The organism is Vibrio sp. L85 (genome assembly GCF_963871815.1).
GTDB classification, from domain to species: Bacteria; Pseudomonadota; Gammaproteobacteria; order Enterobacterales; family Vibrionaceae; genus Vibrio; species Vibrio harveyi.
In genome coordinates this window covers 1-18,947 of the sequence record NZ_CAWMYL010000020.1, presented here as the reverse complement: position 1 = coordinate 18,947, position 18,947 = coordinate 1, and the positions used below count along the sequence as shown (strand labels likewise).

Genomic DNA, 18,947 nt, shown 5'->3' with positions numbered 1-18,947 from the left:
AGCCTATCTACACTCTTTTGTCCTTCCAATCCCCTGGCCATTTTCCACTCAAAACTTAGGTGTAACATTTTCTTTACATCAACACCTAAGACATTGATATACATAAGGAGCTAGTTTCTCCAACGAGTTTGACTTTATTTCTGGTTCACCTCAGACTGAAAACGTTAAAACTTTGTTATAGAGGGAGCTATGCGCGAGAGCAACAAAGTCTGGCAGCCGACGGAAGATCGAATCGAGCAAGCCAATATCACGCAGTTTATCGAGCACATTAATCGGCAGGGTTTCGAGCTCAAAAACTACTCTGATTTGCACCAATGGTCTTTGGAGCATAACGAGCATTTCTGGAAAGAGGTTTGGCAGTTCTGCGACCTAATTGGCACGCAAGGCGATACCGTAAAAGCACAAGGTGAAAGCCGTTGGCAATCACCAATGCAAAATCGAGATGCCGTGTGGTTCCCTCAAGCTCAAGTTAACTACGCAGAGAACCTGCTCAGTTTGGCAGAGCAACAAGCGGATGAACTGGCGATTTGGTTTGAAAACGAGCGCGGCGACAAACAGACTTACAAATGGAAACAGCTTTGTGATGAGGTCTCGAGCGTTCAGCAATGGTTAGTCGAATGTGGCATCAAGCAAGGCGATGTGGTTGCAGGTTATTTACCACATATGCCACAAACCGTTATTGCAATGCTTGCTACCACCAGCTTAGGCGCGACTTGGACATCTACCTCCCCTGACTTTGGGGTAGAAAGCGTCATCGAGCGCTTCGGACAAGTGAAACCAAAGGTTCTCTTCACCTGCGATGGTTATGCCTTCAACGGCAAAACTTTTGATATGTCGGAGAAGAACCACCACATCGCGGATCATCTTGATGGACTGAAACAAGTATGCCAGATCGGTTACCTCAAACCACATGTGTTCGAATGCGATGTTTGTACTCACGATTGGCAAAACATCATTAATCAGTATTCCCCTGCTCCGTTGCATTACACTCGCGTGGAATTCAATAGTCCGCTGTTTGTGCTTTATTCCTCTGGCACGACTGGCAAGCCTAAGTGCATCGTGCATTCTGTTGGCGGTACGATTCTCAATCATCTTAAAGAGCATCAACTTCATTCAGACATTCAGCCTAAAGATCGCGTCTTTTATTACACAACTTGTGGTTGGATGATGTGGAACTGGCACGTATCTGCTCTTGCGAGTGGTGCGTGCTTGGTGATTTTCGATGGTAGCCCGGTTTATCCAACAACTGGTGTGCTGTGGGATTTTGCTCAGCGCGCCGAGGTGAGTATCTTTGGTACTGCCGCCAAGTACCTAGAGGCGATAGAAAAAGCCGGACTGTCGCCAATCCAAGATTACTCTCTCCCTGCTTTAAGAACTTTGTGCTCTACGGGCTCAGTGCTTTATCCAGAGCAGTTTGATTACGTGTATCAACACATCAAGCAAGATCTGCACTTGGCTTCTATTTCAGGCGGAACAGACATCTGTGGCTGCTTTGTATTAGGCAACCCTATCTCGCCTGTTTATCGTGGTGAATGTCAGTACGCTGGTTTGGGTATTGATGTTCAAGTGTTCGACTCACAAGGTCAAAGCGTGAGTGAACAACGTGGTGAGCTCGTCTGCACCAACTCCATACCCAACTTTCCTGTCGGCTTTTGGAACGATACAGGGGAACGCTACCACAACGCTTACTGGGACAAGTTCGATGATATCTGGCATCACGGTGATGATGTCGAACGCAGCACCAAAGGTGGGTTTGTTTTCTACGGTCGTAGCGATGCATTGTTGAATCCTGGCGGTGTGCGCATCGGCACAGCGGAGATTTATCAGCAAGTAAACGCTATTGAAGGTATCGTCGATTCTATCGCTGTAGGTAAAGAGGTCGATCGCAATGAGCAAATCTGGCTGTTTGTGCAGACCGCTTCTGGTGTCACTTTAGATGACAGATTAGTAGCAGAGATTAAGTCGCGCCTCAAAACATCCTGCTCGCCAAGGCACGTGCCAAGCCAAATATTCGCCATCAGCGACATTCCTAAAACGCGCTCGGGAAAGTTGGTAGAACTTGCGGTCAAACAAGTCATAAATGGTAAGGAAGTTGAGAACTTAGGTGCGATTGCGAATCCAGGCGTTCTAAAGGAAATTCGACAACTCACGTTTGCCTAGCAAATCAAAGGAAACAAAAAAGCGAGCTATAAATAGCTCGCTTTTCTTATGTTCTTTGTCGGGGATTAACGGCGACCTACGCCCATTAATACTGACATTGTGTGACCGTCTGATGTGATTTCGAAGACCTTCTTCGTTTCTACCTCAGTAAAGCCGGCTTTGATAAGTGCGTTCTCTGATTTCGCTAGCGTGAAGCCTTCTTTTTCTGAATCTGCAATCCAATCAAAATGAACGAAGTGACCACCAGCGTTGAGTAACGAGTGAGCAATCTCTAGAGACGTTTCGTAGTCTTCGATAAAAGCCAGAACTGAAGAAGCAACGACTAAGTCAAACTGACCACGGAATGCTGGGTGCTGAGCAACTAGACCACGCGTCAATGCGTCAACAACTGGTTCTACATTCTCTAACTCTTTCTTATCAAGCTCTTCAATCATGGCTTCAGATGCATCCAGCGCCACAATCTCTTTTGCGGATGGCGACAATAGTTGGCTTAACTGCCCTGTCCCACATCCAAAATCCAATACTTTAATGCCATCAAGCTGAGTAAGCTGTTGTAACTGTGCAAACACCGACTGAGCAAATTGATCTGTTGCTGGGTTAGATTCCCAATTCTTTGCTAAGCCGTCCCAATCTTGTGCCATCGTGGCCTCCATGTTCACTTCTTGTAACCCCCATAGATTACCGCAAAAACGCCAAAACACCATAGACTTATCTGGCGAATCCGTGTTTTTTTCGATAATCTTTCTAAGCGTCAGTACGCTCATTCATCTACGTTATCGATTCTCATCTTTTTAGTTTAGGTCTTTTTTAATCATGAACTTAACTCAAGTCGAAGCTTTTTGTACCATCGCCGAATATGGCTCCGTATCGGAGGCTGCGCGTCAACTCGATTGCAACCGCACCAAACTCAGTATGGCAATTAAAGCGCTTGAGAAAGACTTAGACGTCGAGCTATTCACTCGCACAGGCAATCAACTAACGCTCTCGGAAGCGGGGAAAGCCATCTTCAAAGACTGCGAAAACCTGCTCGTAACCGCACAACGAATCAAAAAGACCTGCGCTCAAGTTTCTGACGGCTTCAACGCTGAGGTCTGGGTGGCACGTGATGACTCGCTGCCAGACGAACTTTGGCAAGAGCTCTCGCATACTCTAAACAATCGCTTCCCTTCCACCACATTCAACCTGATTCTCGCTTCCAGTGGTGACTTAGCTAATTTGGTCAGTACTCAACAGGTCGATTTTGCATTTGGTGTTGATTACGAGCGCGTGGATGACCCACACATCGTTTACAATCCACTTGGTAAAATTCGTATGATGTCGGTCTGTAGCTTCGATCACCAACTCAGCAAAATGCGTCGCGTCACCGATGAAGATTTGCGTAACCAGATGCAAGCTTTGATGGTGTATTTGAATGAGAAAGACAACCCCGAGCTACAACCCTTTTCTACTCGATACATTGGCTTCTCCAGTTTTGACTACATGCTGAACACTATTTTAGAAGAAGATGCATGGGGCGTATTACCTGAGCCATTGATCCGACATTACTTGAGACATCAGAAACTTGCGGTGATCAAACACACCTATGGTTTGACGCAAGAAGACTACTGTATGTTCGTACCAAATGGACAAACAGAACACCCTGCAATGAGTTGGTTGGCCGATAAATTAAGCGAGTATTTATTCGACTTCTAAACATATTGCAGTGAGCGTCAATTATATTGACAGCAAAATTTAATGTTAAATCATTGAAAAATAAAAGCATAATTCAAAAACAACATTTTATCGTTTAAATGTCACACAGTTTTCATTTGCTTAAATTTGCCCTAAGGAGAAGAATGTAAGGGTGTAATAATTTAAGGCATCTTTTATGTGTGACAGGACAAGCAAAAACGAAAACCGTATCCTAACCTTCTCAGCCCTTTTAGCATCTGGGTTTGCAATTGGAGGGATGGTACTTGGCTTGCTTGTTGGGTCGATCGTCATCGTTTTTGACGGTGTTTATTCTCTAGTCAGTCTGCTGTTAACTTTATTGTCACTGGCAGCTTCTTACTACATCAGCAAGCCATCAAAATCTATTTTTCCTTTCGGCAAAGCTGTACTTGAACCTATCGTTATCGCTATTAAAGCCGCTGTTATTTTAGTGGTGGTTTCTTTCTCATTATTTTCAGCGGTAACCGCGTTGATGACAGGCGGTCGTGAGGTAGACGCTTCCATCGCAACCATCTTCGGTGTCGTTAACGTGATTGGTTGTGGTTACGCTTGGTGGTTTATGGCGAAGAAAAGTCGTCGTTTCTCATCAGGTTTGATCGAAGCCGAGAAAAAACAATGGCAAATGGATACGTTGTTAAGCGTGGCAGTAACGGTTGGTTTTATCGCTGCATGGCTAGTATCGCTAACACCATACGCACACTACGCGGTCTATGCAGACCCTATGATGATGGTCTTGATGGGCTTCTACTTCCTTAAAGTACCATTTGATATGCTAGTTGGTGCCCTACGCGAACTGTTAATGATGACACCAAGCAAAGAGTTGTGTCAGAGCGTTGGTAAAGACGTTCTTGAGATTGAAAAAGTGACTGAGCACCAATTGAAACTGGCTGGCGTAACTAAAGTTGGTCAAGAACTGCGAGTAAATGTGGACGTGCATGTGGATGACGACACGCTAGAGCTTGATACGCTAGAACACACTCGTAAGCAGCTTACTAAGCGACTATCGAAGCACAGATTCAAGCTTCAACTGCACTTGAACGTCGCTTATTAGAGCGCCACCAAACAATCATTAGAACTCAAAAGAAAAGCTCCCAATCTCGGGAGCTTTTTTCTTGCTTTGATTTGAACCTGAAAGACACTCAAGCGTGCTCTACATATTTCTATACCAGCGTTCATCCCGCCGCTTCGCGCTTCTCTTTGGTAATCAGCCAACACATCAGCGAACCAACCGTTACCATTACGACTCCTTGCCAGAAGCTGTGGCTTAGAGTGACGCCTAGAATAAGAGAGGAAAACAGAGCAGAAAAAATCGGCGTAAAGTAAGACAAGGTTGCGAGAAACACCATATTGCCGCCCACAATCGCGATGTTCCACAATCCGTAACCACCCGCCATTAAAGCTGCAGAAGCCACTAAGTACCCCATCGCTTGCCAGCTGAATGCCATTGGCGGCTCATCAGTAAAGGCGTATTTGATCCACAAAGAGATGGCTGTCGCGATAAAAAACAAAGTAATCGCGTTGTGCTTCGATTGTTGTCTTTGAGTCAGATTGCAATACACAGCCCAGATGACTGCGCCTGCAAATGCCATGAAGTAAACAATCGGATTGCTACTGATGTTCGCCACTAACTGCGTCGGTGATAAACCGCTATCACCACTGACCGTCCACGCGACACCAATGAATGCCAACATAACTGCCGGGTACAGTAACCAGTTCGGCTTTTTGTTACTGCCCAATACCGCAAACAACACAGTTAGTGCTGGCCATAGATAATTGACGATGGAAACTTCAATCGCTTGAGAACGAGAATTGGAGTAGCCCAATGCCAGCGCAAGGAAGATCTCGTAGCAAACAAACATCGCTCCACCCAAAACTAAATACTTGGGTGAGAAATATGACAGTTTTGGGATGCCAACCACAATCAACAGAAAAATGGAGCTCAGAGAATACAGCATGGCTGATCCACCCACGGGTCCCAAACTTTCTGTCACCAATCTTGCGATGCCTAACAAACAGCTCCAAGAGAGAATGGCGATACAACCATAAAGGGTGAAACGAAACTGATAGGATTGCATGTTATCTATGTGACCTACTGCTCATGAATGCCAAAGGAAACTGCAGCTTAACTCAAAAATGATCCGCTTCAACGTACTCTTTTTCCAAAATCGGTATAAAAACCACTCTATTACGCGGTTGGAGTCGATATGAAACATTTTCTGCCTTCGAGTGTCATGCTGACACCGTTTGTTGTGCGCTACTATGAGGAAGACGACGAAAGTGAAAACGTTGAAACACATTCGGAAACGCATGGTCTAGATAGTGAAGAACAATCTAAGGAACGTTCAGAGTAAAGGAATCCAATCATGAAAAAAGTCGCAGTCATTTTAAGTGGTTCAGGCGTTTACGACGGCTCTGAGATCCACGAAGCCGTATTGGCGCTCTACGCCATCGAGAAAGCAGGTGCAACTTGGCACTGCTTTGCACCTAACATTGACCAACTCCACGTCATCAACCACCTAACTGGTGACGAAATGGATGAAACACGTAACGTCTTAATCGAATCTGCTCGTATTGCACGCGGAAATATTGACGATGTCGCCAAACTTAACGTTGATGAATACGATGCCCTACTACTTCCTGGTGGATTTGGTGCCGCGAAAAACTTAACCGACTTCGCTGTTTCGGGTGCGGAGTGTTCGATTAATACTCACGTCGCCCAAGCGTGTCGTGCGTTCGCTCAAGCGGGCAAACCTGCAGGATATCTATGCATCGCACCAACCATTATCCCGATGATTTATGATCAAGGTGTAAAAGGCACCATTGGTAACGATGAAGCCACTGCAGCAGCATTCGGTCATATGGGGGGCGAGCATGTCAATTGCCAGGTGGATGAAATCCATTTCGATGAAAAACACAACGTGCTTTCAACACCAGCTTATATGTTAGCGGAGAATATCTCCCAAGCCGCGTCAGGCATTGAAAAACTAGTAGATAAGTTAGTTAAAATCGCCTAAATCGAAAACGTTTGCTTAAAACACACCATACTAATCCCCATTGATAGACTACATATTAATGGGGATTTTTTATACTTTAGTCGAATTGAGAGATAAACCGTACGAATCTTGTTATTTTTGCCAATCGTTTGCGTGATAAATGAGATATTTCAGCTACGTTAAGTAGGTGTTGCACCATCTCACTGTGCAACAAGACTGTCATCACACTTTCAGCCCTCAAGATACCCCTAAGGGGTTAAACTTGTCCTAGATCAATCTAAATCAAGAACGGGGTATGCAAGAGTAAATGACAGATTAAGAAAGATTATTAAAAATAACGACGGAGCAATCCAATATGACAAGTGCATTTTTTATCCCTACCGTAAACCTAATGGGCGCTGGTTGTCTGAAAGACGCAGCAGACAGCATCCAATCTCAAGGCTTTAAAAAAGGTTTGATTGTTACGGATAAGATTCTTAACCAAATCGGTGTAGTAAAACAGGTTCAAGATCTACTAACAGAACGCGACGTAGCAACTGTTGTGTTCGATGGCACTCAACCAAACCCTACTATCAGCAACGTTAACGACGGCTTGGCACTTCTTACTGATAACGAATGTGACTTCGTTATCTCTCTAGGTGGCGGTTCACCACACGACTGTGCGAAAGGTATCGCGCTTGTTGCTTCTAACGGCGGCAAAATCGCAGATTACGAAGGCGTAGACCAATCTGCAAAACCAATGATGCCACTTATCGCGATCAACACGACTGCGGGTACGGCATCTGAAATGACGCGTTTCTGCATCATCACTGACGAAGAGCGTCACATCAAGATGGCTATCGTTGATAAGCACACAACACCGCTTATCTCTGTAAACGATCCAGAGCTAATGCTAGCTAAACCTGCTTCGCTAACTGCGGCAACAGGTATGGATGCCCTAACTCACGCGATTGAAGCTTACGTATCTATCGCGGCAACGCCAATCACTGATGCGGTAGCAATCAAAGCTATTGAGCTTATCCAAGCTTACCTACGCACAGCAGTGAAAAACGGTGAAGATCTAGAAGCTCGTGAACAAATGGCATACGCACAGTTCATGGCGGGTATGGCGTTCAACAACGCGTCTCTAGGCTACGTACACGCAATGGCACACCAGCTAGGTGGTTTCTACGACCTTCCACACGGTGTTTGTAACGCGATTCTTCTACCTCACGTACAGCGCTACAACGCGCAAGTATGTCCTGAGCGTCTACGTGACGTAGCGAAAGCAATGGGCGTAAACGTAGAAGGCATGTCTGCTGAAGCAGGCGCAGCGGCAGCAATCGACGCTATCGTAACTCTAGCGAAAGATGTGGGTATCCCAGCGGGTATTAAAGAGCTTGGTGCGAAACTAGAAGACATCCCAACGCTAGCAGACAACGCACTTAAAGACGCTTGTGGTTTCACTAACCCTAAACAAGCAACTCACGAAGAAATCTCTAAGATCTTCGAAGAAGCGATGTAATCTCGCTACATAAACAATTCTCTAGCCTTAATTCAATCCCCGATCTCGTATCGGGGATTTTTTACATTCTTATACAATCCATGCTCTGCAAAACGTTCTCTTTTAGTGTTAGCTTTTAAGCATTAATACGATTCATATTGGAAGGAACCATGAGAACGATTGCTGCTGCCCTACTCGCTTGTTTATCCTTTTCTGCCAACGCTGCCGAATACCGCGCTAACGAAGTGGCGAATGGATTTCAGATCCCTTGGGGGATCGAGTTCTTAGATAGCCAACGCGTTATCGTCAATGAAAAGAACGGTACGGTTTCGTTGCTGGATATCACCACAGGCAAACCTCAAAAGCTGTTTAACGTTCCCGATGTGAACACCAGTGGACAAGCCGGCTTATTGGATATTGCGCTCGCACCGAATGCCGATAAGCAAAACCCGCAACTCTTCTTTACCTACAGCAAGCGCACGAGCAAAGGCAATACGGTGGCGTTAGCGACGGCGCAATTGCAAAACAATCAGCTTGTGGGTTGGAAAGATCTCTTTGTTGCTGATGCCATCACCGACACAGGGCGTCACTACGGCAGTCGAATTTCATTTGTAGACGACAAAGTTTATTTCTCAATCGGCGACCGTGGTGAACGTGATAATGGGCAAGACACTCAAACCCATGCTGGCAGTATTCTGCGGCTTAACCTTGATGCTTCGGTTCCACAAGACAACCCATTCAAACCTTCCGAAGCTCGCCCTGAGATATGGAGTTACGGGCACCGCAACCCACAAGGTATGTTTTACGACGAAGCAACAAAACAGCTGTGGTCGATTGAGCATGGACCACGCGGCGGCGATGAAATTAACCTAATCAAGAGAGGCGCGAACTACGGCTGGGCTAAAGTCTCTCATGGTAAAGAATATTGGGGTCCGTTGGACGTCGGGGAAGCTAAGTCGTTACCGGGAATGGAAGATCCAAAGTTGGTATACATCCCTTCTATCGCACCCAGCAATATGATTTTGTACCGTGGCGATAAATACCCAGAGTTGGACGGAAAAATCCTCGCCGGTGCATTGAAACTGGCGCACATCAACGTGGTTTCTATTGAGAATGGCAAGCTTACCGAATCAAAAAGATTGATGGAGAATCTTGGTGAGCGAGTAAGAGATATAACCATCAGCCCCGATGGCTATATCTATTTTTCTACCGACAGCGGCAAAATCTTTCGTCTTGAGGAGAAATAGTTTTCTCTGACGAACGAGTCAAAAAAGCTAGCTCTTTAAACTCACTGCCACCGTTTCATTGTCAAAATCGAGCGTCATGGTCGAGCCCAATGGAACGGTGAGCATTGGGTGGGTATGACAGCTGTCAAAGTCATACAAAATTGGCAGTGGTTGACCGTTAAGTACTTCTAGTAACACGTCTATAGGTGCTCGTCCTGTGCCTTTATCATTGAACTTTTCATGCTTGCCGAGCACAACCGCACCAACTTTATCAAACACACCAGAGAGCTTGAGCAGCGCAAAAGAACGTTCGACCGTTTCAATGCCCTGCAAACAATCTTCCACTAGCAAAATATCGCCTTGTTCGATACTCGGCATAAACTCACTTGCCCAAATACCCGTCATGGTATTAAGGTTGCCGCCAATCAAACGCCCTGTGATCTTGCCTTCACCTTTGAAGTGCCAATGGTTTCGCAAGGTTTGCTTTGCGCGGTCTTGCTCGCCCCACTCTATCCATTCATCTGTCCACCCTAGTGGCATTGTGTATTGATGATCCAAGCCGACTAATGTATTCACTATCGATTCGAACGAAGCGAAGGTCTCGTCCACCAATGGCGGGAATTCACCCAGAGATGCCACCAAAGCTGGACCATAGAAAGTAACGATGCCGGTTTGTGCGTAAATGCCCATAAGCAAAGCTGTCACATCCGAATAGCCAACAATGATCTTGGGATCTTTCTTCAATGCCTCGAAATCAATGTAAGGTAGCAATGAGTTACTGTTGGAACCACCTATGGTCGACATAATACAGCGCACTTCAGGGTCACGAATCAGCGCATTCAATTCTTCTACTCGATCTTGAATCGAACCCGAGCGGTATTGGTCAGTTTTGCCCGTTAAGCTGCCTGCTTTTAGCTGGTAACCATGAGATTCCACGTACGCTTTAGCACGCTCAAAACGCGCTGGTGCAAATACCGTGGCTGGGGAGGATGGCGAGAAAAAGCCGATGGTGTCGCCTTTTTGTAATGGTTTAGGAATGATCATGCGCGTCCTTGTTTTGTGATACATGGTTGATTTATTTTCGTACAATCTAAGCAGAAGAATCTAAACTTAACAATAACCTTTTGTTTTTTAAAACGATAGTTCGGTTAAGTTGTACGAGGTCATTATGATTCCATTCCCTTTACAGCTCGATAAAATTAAAGCCGTGGTGTTTGATTTAGACAACACCTTGGTGAGTTCTGATATGAACTTCGGCGAATTGCGACAACAGCTAGGTTGTCCGCAGAGTGAAGATCTATTGGATTTTGTCGACGCACTTGAGCATCCTCACCATAGAGAGCACGCTCATAACGTGATATTTGATTACGAGATTTCTGATGCTGAGCAGTCTGCTCCAATGATTGGCTGCCATGAGTTGCTCGCCCACTTGCATCAAAATGAAATCAAAACCGCTATCGTGACGCGCAACTGTCAAATCGCCACGCAGCGCAAACTAGAACACAACCAAATCTCAGTGGAACGAGTCATCACTCGTGAATGCTTCCCGCCCAAGCCAGACCCATTGTCTTTGCAGGTGTTGGCGAAAGAGTGGCGTTTGATGCCTGATGAAGTGCTTTATGTCGGCGATTACCTTTACGACTTACAGGCAGCGTATAACGCTCAGATGCCGTCTTGTCTTGTGCATCATGGTAATCAAGAAACCTTCAATGACTCAGCCTCGTTGGCGCTTAATGAACTCAGTGATTTATTGAGCCGTTTCGAATCCTTACCACGCAAATAAAGCACACATATAAAATACGCAAACAAAAAAAGGGGCACCAACGTGCCCCTTATGACTTATTCCCGATTGTTTCATGCGTTCCCAAGGATTGCTTGGGTGATGCGCTGCTTAGCCTTGTAGGTAAGCGTTAAGCATCCACATTAATTTTTCTTGCTCACGGATGTAGTCACCCATCAATGCCGCTGTACCTTCGTCATCTGCTTCACCCGCGTTTTGTAGAATCTCACGCTGTTTTAGAAGTAGAACGCTAAAGCCTTGAACCAGACCTTGTACACACTCCTCACCAGAAGTCGCGTTTTGATGTTCTTTAATTTCACTTGCTTCCAAGTAGTTGCTGAATGCGTGCGCTGGCGTGTGACCCAAAGTTAGAATACGCTCTGCAAGCTCATCGATTTTTGTTTGTAGATCAGTGTAGATCTCTTCAAATTTTACGTGCAGTTCGAAGAATTGCGCACCTTTAATGTTCCAGTGGTAACCGCGAGAGTTCATGTACAACACTTGGTAATGCGCTAGCAGTTGATTTAGCTGTTGAGCTAGTTGTGCTGATTGTTCGCTGTCTAGACCAATTAGGCTTACTTGTTTGTTCATAATCTTGCTCCTAGAAGGATGATACCAATCGTAGTAACGAACGATTCTCTTACCGGGATTGGTATAAAGTTTAAAAATTCTTTTGCAGTATTTGCTGCCGATGGAGTCATATTACGGCTCCGGCTCGGCGAAGAGAATTTGGTTTTAGCTATGATTTAAATAGCCAAATCCAATGAGCAAGTAGACGAATATCGGCGTATCATCTAACAAAAAGCTCCAACCCTTTTTGTGTAAAAAGGGTTGGGGCTTTTTTACTATTTGGTTAACGTTCAAAAGTATATGAACAGACGTAAACCTTATCTACGCCGTTTTAAAAGTTGCCATCTGTTGATTCAGTTCGGTAACTTGCTCTTTTACTTGCAATGATGTCTCTGATGCACGTTGGCTGTTATTCGAAACCTCATCCACTGATTGAGTAATACCGGACATCAATCCAGTGATCGAGTTGGTCGCATGAGATTGCTGCTCTGCCGCTGCCGCAAGTTCTGCCATTTGTTCATTCAAAGAACCAATTTGTTCAGTAGTGACAAGCAAACGAGTTACCGCTTTTTCAATGTGCTCAGCGCCCTGCTCCGCAAGTGATTGACTGTGTTCAATCTCCTCAACCACCGAATTGGTCGAGCGTTGAATCGCATTAATGATGCCGTTGATTTCTGTCGTCGATTGAGTAGTGCGCGTCGCTAACATGCGTACTTCGTCCGCCACAACCGCAAAGCCTCGTCCTTGGTCACCCGCACGCGCTGCTTCTATCGCGGCATTCAGTGCCAGTAAGTTAGTTTGTTCTGCCAAACCTTCAATCACTTCCGTCACTCGACCAATGGCTTCGCTCTCTTTGCTTAGCTGTGTGACTTGCGTACTCGCGGTTTCAATGCTGCCGTGCAAGCTTTCCATGGTGACTTTGTTTTGCTCTAAAGCATCACGACCTTGTTCAATCTCGCCTTTTGAGTCAGAAAGCTTCTGCACCGATTGATTGGCTTGATCTAGGGTGTTACGCGCGGCTAAAGCGATTTCATCCAATTGGCTTCCCATTTCAACAATGCTGGTTTGTTGCTGTTCTACATTCGATGAGGTGACTTGCGCCGATTCCAACAAAGCCCCCATACTAGTATCCACTTGGTGCGCTTTTTCACTCACCCCTGCCACAATGCTCGCTAACGATTGGTTCATGCGGTTAATCGAATCGGTAAGGTCAGCCAATTCATCTTTCCCAACAACAGTTAACGAAGGCTGAGAAACGTCCCCTGAAGCGATCGTCTTTGCACGCTCCGATAAGTTTTTCACTCGGCGACCAATGGTATTGCCCATGTATTTTGAAATCGCTACTGCGGCAAACAAAACCAATGCCGCAGCAATCAACATAGTGGTGAGTACGTTTTTGATCGACTGATTAATGCCCTGTCCACTTTGATCAGCACGACTTTGCTGAGCCAATACGATCGTTTCTAAACTTTGGTCTAGTGCATCCGCTGCTGGCAACAGTTCATTCGCCATTAACAAGTTTGATTCGTTCCATTCTGGTGACTGACGTAATGCAATCACCTGCTCTGCTAAAGGAAAGTACAGTTGCTGCATTTCTTTAAACAGTGACCACAATGATTGGTCGTTATCAGTAAGCCTGTCGAGTTTGCTGTCGATTTCCGCCACGGACTGATTATGGTACTTAATCAAGTCGTGGTATTTGTCCAAATGATCTTGCTGCCCGTACAACAGGAAATCTCGCAGAGCAGACAGTGCATTGGCCAGCGAGGTATAGCTATCCGCGTAAACTTTAAACAGACGCTTTCTGTCTCCACCAAATGGGTTTCCTGACTCTTCATTGATTAAGCTTTGAAGCTGATCAAGTGCCACTTCTGCAATGGGTGCCGCTTCGTTAATAAAGAGGTTATGCGCGGGTAAGTTCTCATCACTGTGACTGAGCTCAATCAACTTGTTTAGAGAGACTTTTACCGCATCCCACTGACTTTGAATCGCTTGAAAATCCTGTTCAGAGATCAAAGCCTGCAACGTTGGAAGCGACTCGTCTGTAGATGCCATGATATTGCGTACGTCCTCACTCAGACGTGCGCTCGCCTCTTCATCGCCACCTAGCAACATGTAGGCTCGAATAGAAGACAGCGACGCTTGAACGGACTGTTGGATACCGCGACTGGTGTCGACGGTCGGTAAATCGGATTTAAGTAACGAAGAGGCGTATTGCTCTACGGTGGTGACGTTGCGATACGTAAATACCGCTGATGCCATAAAAAGTACGGCTAGCAGCACAAAACTGAGCTGCAACTTCCCTGATATCGTAAGGTTCATCCATAAACTCCTGACAACGATGAGCCTTAAATATAACGATGTTTACAAAAATGTTAAATACAGGTATCAAAAGTTACTAAGAAAACCATGTAAACCACTATTTCAAGCCAAGAAATGGGACTTATTCGAAGTATGGTATGCGCTCACTACGTAAAATCAGATAATTAACGTAAGTGGTTTCTAAGCAGTCTTGCTCCCACAACGAAAGAATCCGCTTGGTGGCGAAGTAGTAATCTTTGTTACGCAGTAGCACGCCCACCGTACGGCTGAGCTGCTCAAAGCGCTGCTGCTCATTAGCAGAAATGTAATTGTCTTCATTCTGAATGATGGGCGCCAATCCATCGGCAAACCAATTGTTCAGAATTTCACGCATCTCTAGTTCTGACTCCGGCACATCGATACTCGACAACTCACGATGCTGTGGTGGTGGCACTATGTACTTCGATGCTTTTGGCGAACTGACATAACGGTACATATCGCTCCTCCTTGTAACTCACTCTTTAACTAGCTAAGAATACTTTTTTCAATTTCCAAGTTTTTTCTACAGCTCATAGAAAGAAGCCCAACAAAAAAGCCATGCAAAGTAGGCTCTGCATGGCTTTGGTTCGGGCAGCAATGACACTGCCCTTGTCTAGGACTGGTTACATTGAGCTTTGATCGAAATCGTTGCCTTGGTCAGTACCCGTTTGAGTATCCGAGTCGAAGCTGCCAGAGTCATCCGTGAAGTAGACACCTTGATCTTGACCTCCCGCACTTGTCCAGTCGCTGCCGCCAGATTCCATACCCGCCATGTCTGGTTGCTGATCTTGAGCAGAACCTTGCATGGTGTATTGATCATCGACTTCAACTTCAACTGTGCCACTCGCACCTTCTACTGCGCTGCCCAATTCGTCGTAACCTTGGAATTGGATTTCGCTCGTACCTTCGTAACCTTCTGGTAGGTCAACCGATACTGGTTGGTTCAGGTTGCCACTTAATGTGAAGCTACCATCGCCATTATCCAGTGCGTTGCTTACCGATGCACCATCAGGTAGACCGGACATTTCTGCATAATCCACCGATTCGTTACCACTGACCTCATCTGGAACCGAGATAGAAATGGTATCGCCTGGTGCTGCCGTCACATCAGCGGCACTCTCCTCTTCACTGTCTGCGCCGTTTGCTGCTTGCTCTTCAGGCTGTTGCGCTTCGCCGACTTGCTGCTCTGATGATGCTTGAGCAGTTTGGATTTGTGGCTCGTCGCTTTGCGCTGAGTCGTCCGCAACTTGGATGCTCAGATTCTGAGTCGATACTTCACCATTGTCGTTGACCTGAACATCCATAGCCAAATTGCCATCGAAGTCATCGTTCGGCCAGTATGTCCACTCTTCATCACCTGATTTCGCGAAGAAACCAGCATCGTTTGCATCGGCGACATCCAACACTTCTGCTGAAGGGCTAATGCCAAGTTCATCAATCAACTGTGCTTCCGTTAGTGTTAGTGAACCATCATCAGCCAGTGCGTAGCCTTCGCTGGTTGTGGTTTCACCTTCACCTTGGATGTCGACATTAAAGAAGCTCTCAATGCGGTTTTCACCGTCAGTTGCAATGAAGCCAACTTGAACATCTCCGGTGTAGCCTTCTGCTGGTGTGAATTGGTAGTTACCTTGGTTATCGGTCTCTATCACACCTTGACCTTCCATTAGGCTCACTGACTCAATGCTCAAGCTGTCGCCTTCTGCATCGCTCAAGGTCGATAGCATGTCATCATTGGTGAACGACAAGGTGCCATCCGCTGCCATTTCTGTGGTAGAAATGCTGTCGATTTCTGGTGAAGCATTCTCTTGTGGTGCGTCTTCTTTCACGACCACGCCTGTTTGCTCATCATGAAGCACACCGTCTTTATCAATCACATAAGCGATATCCGCTTCACCAGTAAAGCCTGGTGCTGGATTGAATGTCCATGTGCCATCACCGTTATCGACAATCTCACCTTGGCTGCGATCAGCTAGGTGAACGAATTTCACTTCATCACCCGCGTCAGCGTCTACGTTTTCTGCCAATCCGATTAGGTCATCAGCGGTTAGGATAACGGGCTCACCCGCTAGGGTTTCGAAGTCACCTGAATCGATGCCATCTTCGAACTCTTCTGGCTCGTCACCATAATCCACCGTTGTTGCGGTCACGGTTACGAAGAACTCGCCATTAAAGTCAGCCGGAGGCGTCATTTGCAGGTCTGAAATATCCCACTCGTTCAAGTCGATGTATTGACCCGGTTCCGTAATGGTAATGGTGTTCACACCATCCGTAACTTCGAAGCCAACAGGGAAACCAGTCATCACTAGGTTACTTAGCGTTTCTGAATCGTCGATTAGACCGACATTCAAGCCTAGGTGACCTGTTTCGTCTTCACCGAAGACTAATGGACCATCATGGTCGGTTGTGATGACCGCGCCGTCCGCAACTGGGCGAACAAACACTGGCACATCAAGTACTGTTTCAAACTCACCGTCACTTACCACAACTTGCAAGTCAGAAACCCCTGCAAAATCGCCAGTTGGTGTGAATGTCCAAGTACCGTCACCGTTGTCTGTTACCTCACCACCATCTTCACCTTCTGCGGTGATAATGCGTGATACGACTAGGTTTTCAGTATCGATATCGCCGAACAAGTTCATCAGGTCGCCAGCGTCGAAGGTGAATGCGCCATCCTCGTCGGTTGCCATAAAGGCATTACCCACATTGAATGGAGCGTCGTTGACTGGAATGACATCCACATTCAACGAGCCTTCAACCACTTCTTCACCATCTGTCGCGGTGTAGCCCAGTTCTACCAAACCATTGAAGTCTTGAGTGGTTACCAAGTGGTACATACCATCTGGCTGCTGAGTTAATGTCGCGTTTGCAGGCGCACGAACCGTGATGCTTTCTACGCTGATTTCGTCACCATCAAGATCCGTAACTTGATCAGCGATGTAAGCTGGGTCAATCACCATAACCACATCTTCTTCGCCTTGCATCTGGATGGTTGGCGCTTCTGGTGCATCGTTAACCGCTTCGATGTTTAGATTGCCTTCAACCGGCGTCACTAAATCACCATCGCTGACACCGAACGACATTGGCACATCACCATTGAAGTTCTCAGCCGGAGTGAATGACCAAGTGCCATCACCGTTGTCTAGCAAGTCACCGTATTGCTCATCAATCACTAGGTCGACAGCAGACAGTTCGTCGTAGGTGTTATCGATGTCTGTCGCGTTAGCAAGCAACATGTCTTGCGTGATAAGAATGGTGGTATCTTCGGTACCAGCAATATTCACTGGCGTTGATTGCGGCGCATCGTTAATTGGGTTCACCGTTAGGTCAACGCCCACTTCCACGCTCGCACCATCGTTATCAATCAAGTCGAAGCTTAGGTCGATATCGCCATTGAAGTTCGCATCAGGCGTAATCGTAAAGCTACCATCTTGGTTCTCAACAACGGTTGCATTGGCTACCGCGGTTAAGTTCACTGCTTCTAGATTATCGCTGTCGACGTCACCCGCTTGAGCCAGTAACTGCTCTTGACTCAATGTGATTGAACCGTCTTCATCGACGCTGTAAGCCAAGTCGCCAGATACCGGAGCATCGTTGACTGGCAATACATCAATGTTCGCGTTGGTTGTCGCAGTTGCACCGTCTTCATCAGCGACGACTACGTCTAGGCTTACGCCACCGTTGAAGTTTTCATTTGGTGCGAAGCTGTAAGTGCCATCGTCATTCGCCGTTAGAATGCCGTCGCTACCACTGTAAGAGACGCTTTCTAGGCTCACGTCACCTTCCACATCGCTTGATTGCGCTAGCAGTTGCTCTTCCGTGAAGATAATGACTTCGTCTTCATTGACAGAGTAACTTGTCGCACCTGCGATTGGTGGATCGTTCACCTCAAGAACGGTAATACCCGCAGTGGTTGAGTCTGTCGCACCCTCTTCATCGACAACCACAACGTCTAGGCTGACCTCGCCATTGAAGTTCTCATTTGGAGAGAAGGTATATGTACCATCACCATTGTCTTGGAAGACGCCATCGTTGCCACTGTAAGTCACACTACTGATGTCTACGTCGCCTTCAATATCCGACGAATTAGCCAGTAGTTGCTCGTCACTGATGGTGATCGAGTTGTCTTCATGTACGGTGTAAGACGTGCTGCCTGCAACCGGAGGATCGTTCTCTGGCGTCACACTCACATCAATGTTGGCAGAGGTCGTATCCGTACCGTCTGACACATCGAACGTAAAGTTCACATCGCCATTGAAGTTCTCGTTCGGCGCGAAGCTGTACGTGCCATCGCCATTGTCGGTTAGGACACCGTCCGTGCCAGTGTAAGTCACACTCTGGAGCGTCATTGACTGGTGTTACTGTTAAGTCGAGACCAGCCGCAACCACTTCTTCGCCATCCGTGACATCGTAACTAAACTCAATGTCGCCGTAGAAGTTCTCGCTTGGAGTAATGGTGAAGCTGCCATCCTCGTTCATTTCAACCGTTGCATTTTCATCATTGGTGCTCAGGTTGATTGCACTTAGGTCGTCACCATCGATATCAACGGCATGCAACGGTTAGGTTGTCACCTTCTACATCCGTCGCGCCTGTTAACAAGTCTGCGTCTGTGAAGGTAAGAAGACCGTCCTCACCCACGGTGAACGCTTGATCTTGTGGCTCTGGAGCGTCATTGACTGGTGTTACT

14 protein-coding genes and 1 pseudogene are annotated in these 18,947 nt (G+C 46.4%); 8 read left to right on the top strand and 7 right to left on the bottom strand.

The features are described from left to right. Positions 1-189: 189 nt before the first annotated feature. Positions 190-2,160, top strand: a complete 1,971-nt coding sequence (locus tag AACR11_RS03460; RefSeq protein ID WP_079325535.1) for an acetoacetate--CoA ligase — start codon at positions 190-192, stop codon at positions 2,158-2,160. Between the two features lie 65 nt (positions 2,161-2,225). On the opposite strand, the gene AACR11_RS03455 is transcribed toward AACR11_RS03460, so the two are convergent. Beyond that, positions 2,226-2,924, bottom strand: coding sequence for a class I SAM-dependent DNA methyltransferase (locus AACR11_RS03455; protein ID WP_029789931.1), 699 nt, complete (start codon positions 2,922-2,924; stop codon positions 2,226-2,228). A gap of 49 nt (positions 2,925-2,973) precedes the next feature. On the opposite strand from AACR11_RS03455, the gene AACR11_RS03450 reads away from it, so the two are divergent. Then, on the top strand, positions 2,974-3,852 hold the full coding sequence (locus AACR11_RS03450; RefSeq protein WP_005453726.1) for a LysR family transcriptional regulator: 879 nt from the start codon (positions 2,974-2,976) through the stop codon (positions 3,850-3,852). Between the two features lie 175 nt (positions 3,853-4,027). Then, positions 4,028-4,921, top strand: a complete 894-nt coding sequence (locus tag AACR11_RS03445; RefSeq protein WP_020195313.1) for a cation diffusion facilitator family transporter — start codon at positions 4,028-4,030, stop codon at positions 4,919-4,921. 121 nt (positions 4,922-5,042) lie between these two features. On the opposite strand, the gene yddG is transcribed toward AACR11_RS03445, so the two are convergent. After that, the gene (gene yddG / locus AACR11_RS03440; RefSeq protein ID WP_079325533.1) at positions 5,043-5,945 is read right to left on the bottom strand and encodes an aromatic amino acid DMT transporter YddG; all 903 of its coding nucleotides are present in this window, start codon (positions 5,943-5,945) and stop codon (positions 5,043-5,045) included. Positions 5,946-6,074: 129 nt separating this feature from the next. Between yddG and AACR11_RS03435 the strand changes: the two genes are divergently transcribed. From AACR11_RS03435 to AACR11_RS03420, 4 genes are all read left to right on the top strand, one after another. Next, on the top strand, positions 6,075-6,221 hold the full coding sequence (locus tag AACR11_RS03435) for a hypothetical protein (RefSeq protein WP_005453721.1): 147 nt from the start codon (positions 6,075-6,077) through the stop codon (positions 6,219-6,221). 12 nt (positions 6,222-6,233) lie between these two features. Next, positions 6,234-6,884 (top strand): isoprenoid biosynthesis glyoxalase ElbB, encoded by a 651-nt coding sequence (elbB, locus tag AACR11_RS03430; RefSeq protein ID WP_005442612.1) that lies wholly within the window; start codon positions 6,234-6,236, stop codon positions 6,882-6,884. A 334-nt stretch (positions 6,885-7,218) separates the two neighbouring features. Continuing rightward, a complete protein-coding gene (gene yiaY, locus AACR11_RS03425; protein WP_005442614.1) occupies positions 7,219-8,367 on the top strand; it encodes an L-threonine dehydrogenase in 1,149 nt (382 codons plus the stop codon). A gap of 149 nt (positions 8,368-8,516) precedes the next feature. Beyond that, entirely contained in the window at positions 8,517-9,593 is a 1,077-nt protein-coding gene (locus AACR11_RS03420) for a PQQ-dependent sugar dehydrogenase (protein WP_029789933.1), read from the top strand. 27 nt (positions 9,594-9,620) lie between these two features. Here AACR11_RS03420 and AACR11_RS03415 read toward each other — a convergent pair whose 3' ends face one another. Next, positions 9,621-10,616, bottom strand: a complete 996-nt coding sequence (locus AACR11_RS03415; protein ID WP_029789934.1) for a S66 family peptidase — start codon at positions 10,614-10,616, stop codon at positions 9,621-9,623. Between the two features lie 124 nt (positions 10,617-10,740). On the opposite strand from AACR11_RS03415, the gene AACR11_RS03410 reads away from it, so the two are divergent. Then, positions 10,741-11,355, top strand: a complete 615-nt coding sequence (locus tag AACR11_RS03410) for an HAD family hydrolase (RefSeq protein WP_005388252.1) — start codon at positions 10,741-10,743, stop codon at positions 11,353-11,355. Between the two features lie 108 nt (positions 11,356-11,463). On the opposite strand, the gene AACR11_RS03405 is transcribed toward AACR11_RS03410, so the two are convergent. The 4 genes and pseudogenes from AACR11_RS03405 to AACR11_RS03390 form a co-directional block, all read right to left on the bottom strand. After that, positions 11,464-11,943, bottom strand: a complete 480-nt coding sequence (locus tag AACR11_RS03405; protein WP_005388254.1) for a Dps family protein — start codon at positions 11,941-11,943, stop codon at positions 11,464-11,466. A gap of 300 nt (positions 11,944-12,243) precedes the next feature. Further along, entirely contained in the window at positions 12,244-14,244 is a 2,001-nt protein-coding gene (locus AACR11_RS03400) for a HAMP domain-containing methyl-accepting chemotaxis protein (protein WP_029789935.1), read from the bottom strand. Positions 14,245-14,365: 121 nt separating this feature from the next. Then, positions 14,366-14,719, bottom strand: a complete 354-nt coding sequence (locus tag AACR11_RS03395) for a hypothetical protein (protein ID WP_005375589.1) — start codon at positions 14,717-14,719, stop codon at positions 14,366-14,368. Positions 14,720-14,885: 166 nt separating this feature from the next. Continuing rightward, positions 14,886-18,947 (bottom strand): annotated as a pseudogene (locus tag AACR11_RS03390) (tandem-95 repeat protein); the annotation flags it as partial.

Bases quoted from the DNA above. Each gene is read 5' to 3' on its own strand.
- AACR11_RS03460 (WP_079325535.1), top strand. From the start codon at position 190: ATGCGCGAGAGCAACAAAGTCTGGCAGCCGACGGAAGATCGAATCGAG.
- AACR11_RS03455 (WP_029789931.1), bottom strand. From the start codon at position 2,924: ATGAGCGTACTGACGCTTAGAAAGATTATCGAAAAAAACACGGATTCG.
- AACR11_RS03450 (WP_005453726.1), top strand. From the start codon at position 2,974: ATGAACTTAACTCAAGTCGAAGCTTTTTGTACCATCGCCGAATATGGC.
- AACR11_RS03445 (WP_020195313.1), top strand. From the start codon at position 4,028: ATGTGTGACAGGACAAGCAAAAACGAAAACCGTATCCTAACCTTCTCA.
- yddG (WP_079325533.1), bottom strand. From the start codon at position 5,945: ATGCAATCCTATCAGTTTCGTTTCACCCTTTATGGTTGTATCGCCATT.
- AACR11_RS03435 (WP_005453721.1), top strand. From the start codon at position 6,075: ATGAAACATTTTCTGCCTTCGAGTGTCATGCTGACACCGTTTGTTGTG.
- elbB (WP_005442612.1), top strand. From the start codon at position 6,234: ATGAAAAAAGTCGCAGTCATTTTAAGTGGTTCAGGCGTTTACGACGGC.
- yiaY (WP_005442614.1), top strand. From the start codon at position 7,219: ATGACAAGTGCATTTTTTATCCCTACCGTAAACCTAATGGGCGCTGGT.
- AACR11_RS03420 (WP_029789933.1), top strand. From the start codon at position 8,517: ATGAGAACGATTGCTGCTGCCCTACTCGCTTGTTTATCCTTTTCTGCC.
- AACR11_RS03415 (WP_029789934.1), bottom strand. From the start codon at position 10,616: ATGATCATTCCTAAACCATTACAAAAAGGCGACACCATCGGCTTTTTC.
- AACR11_RS03410 (WP_005388252.1), top strand. From the start codon at position 10,741: ATGATTCCATTCCCTTTACAGCTCGATAAAATTAAAGCCGTGGTGTTT.
- AACR11_RS03405 (WP_005388254.1), bottom strand. From the start codon at position 11,943: ATGAACAAACAAGTAAGCCTAATTGGTCTAGACAGCGAACAATCAGCA.
- AACR11_RS03400 (WP_029789935.1), bottom strand. From the start codon at position 14,244: ATGAACCTTACGATATCAGGGAAGTTGCAGCTCAGTTTTGTGCTGCTA.
- AACR11_RS03395 (WP_005375589.1), bottom strand. From the start codon at position 14,719: ATGTACCGTTATGTCAGTTCGCCAAAAGCATCGAAGTACATAGTGCCA.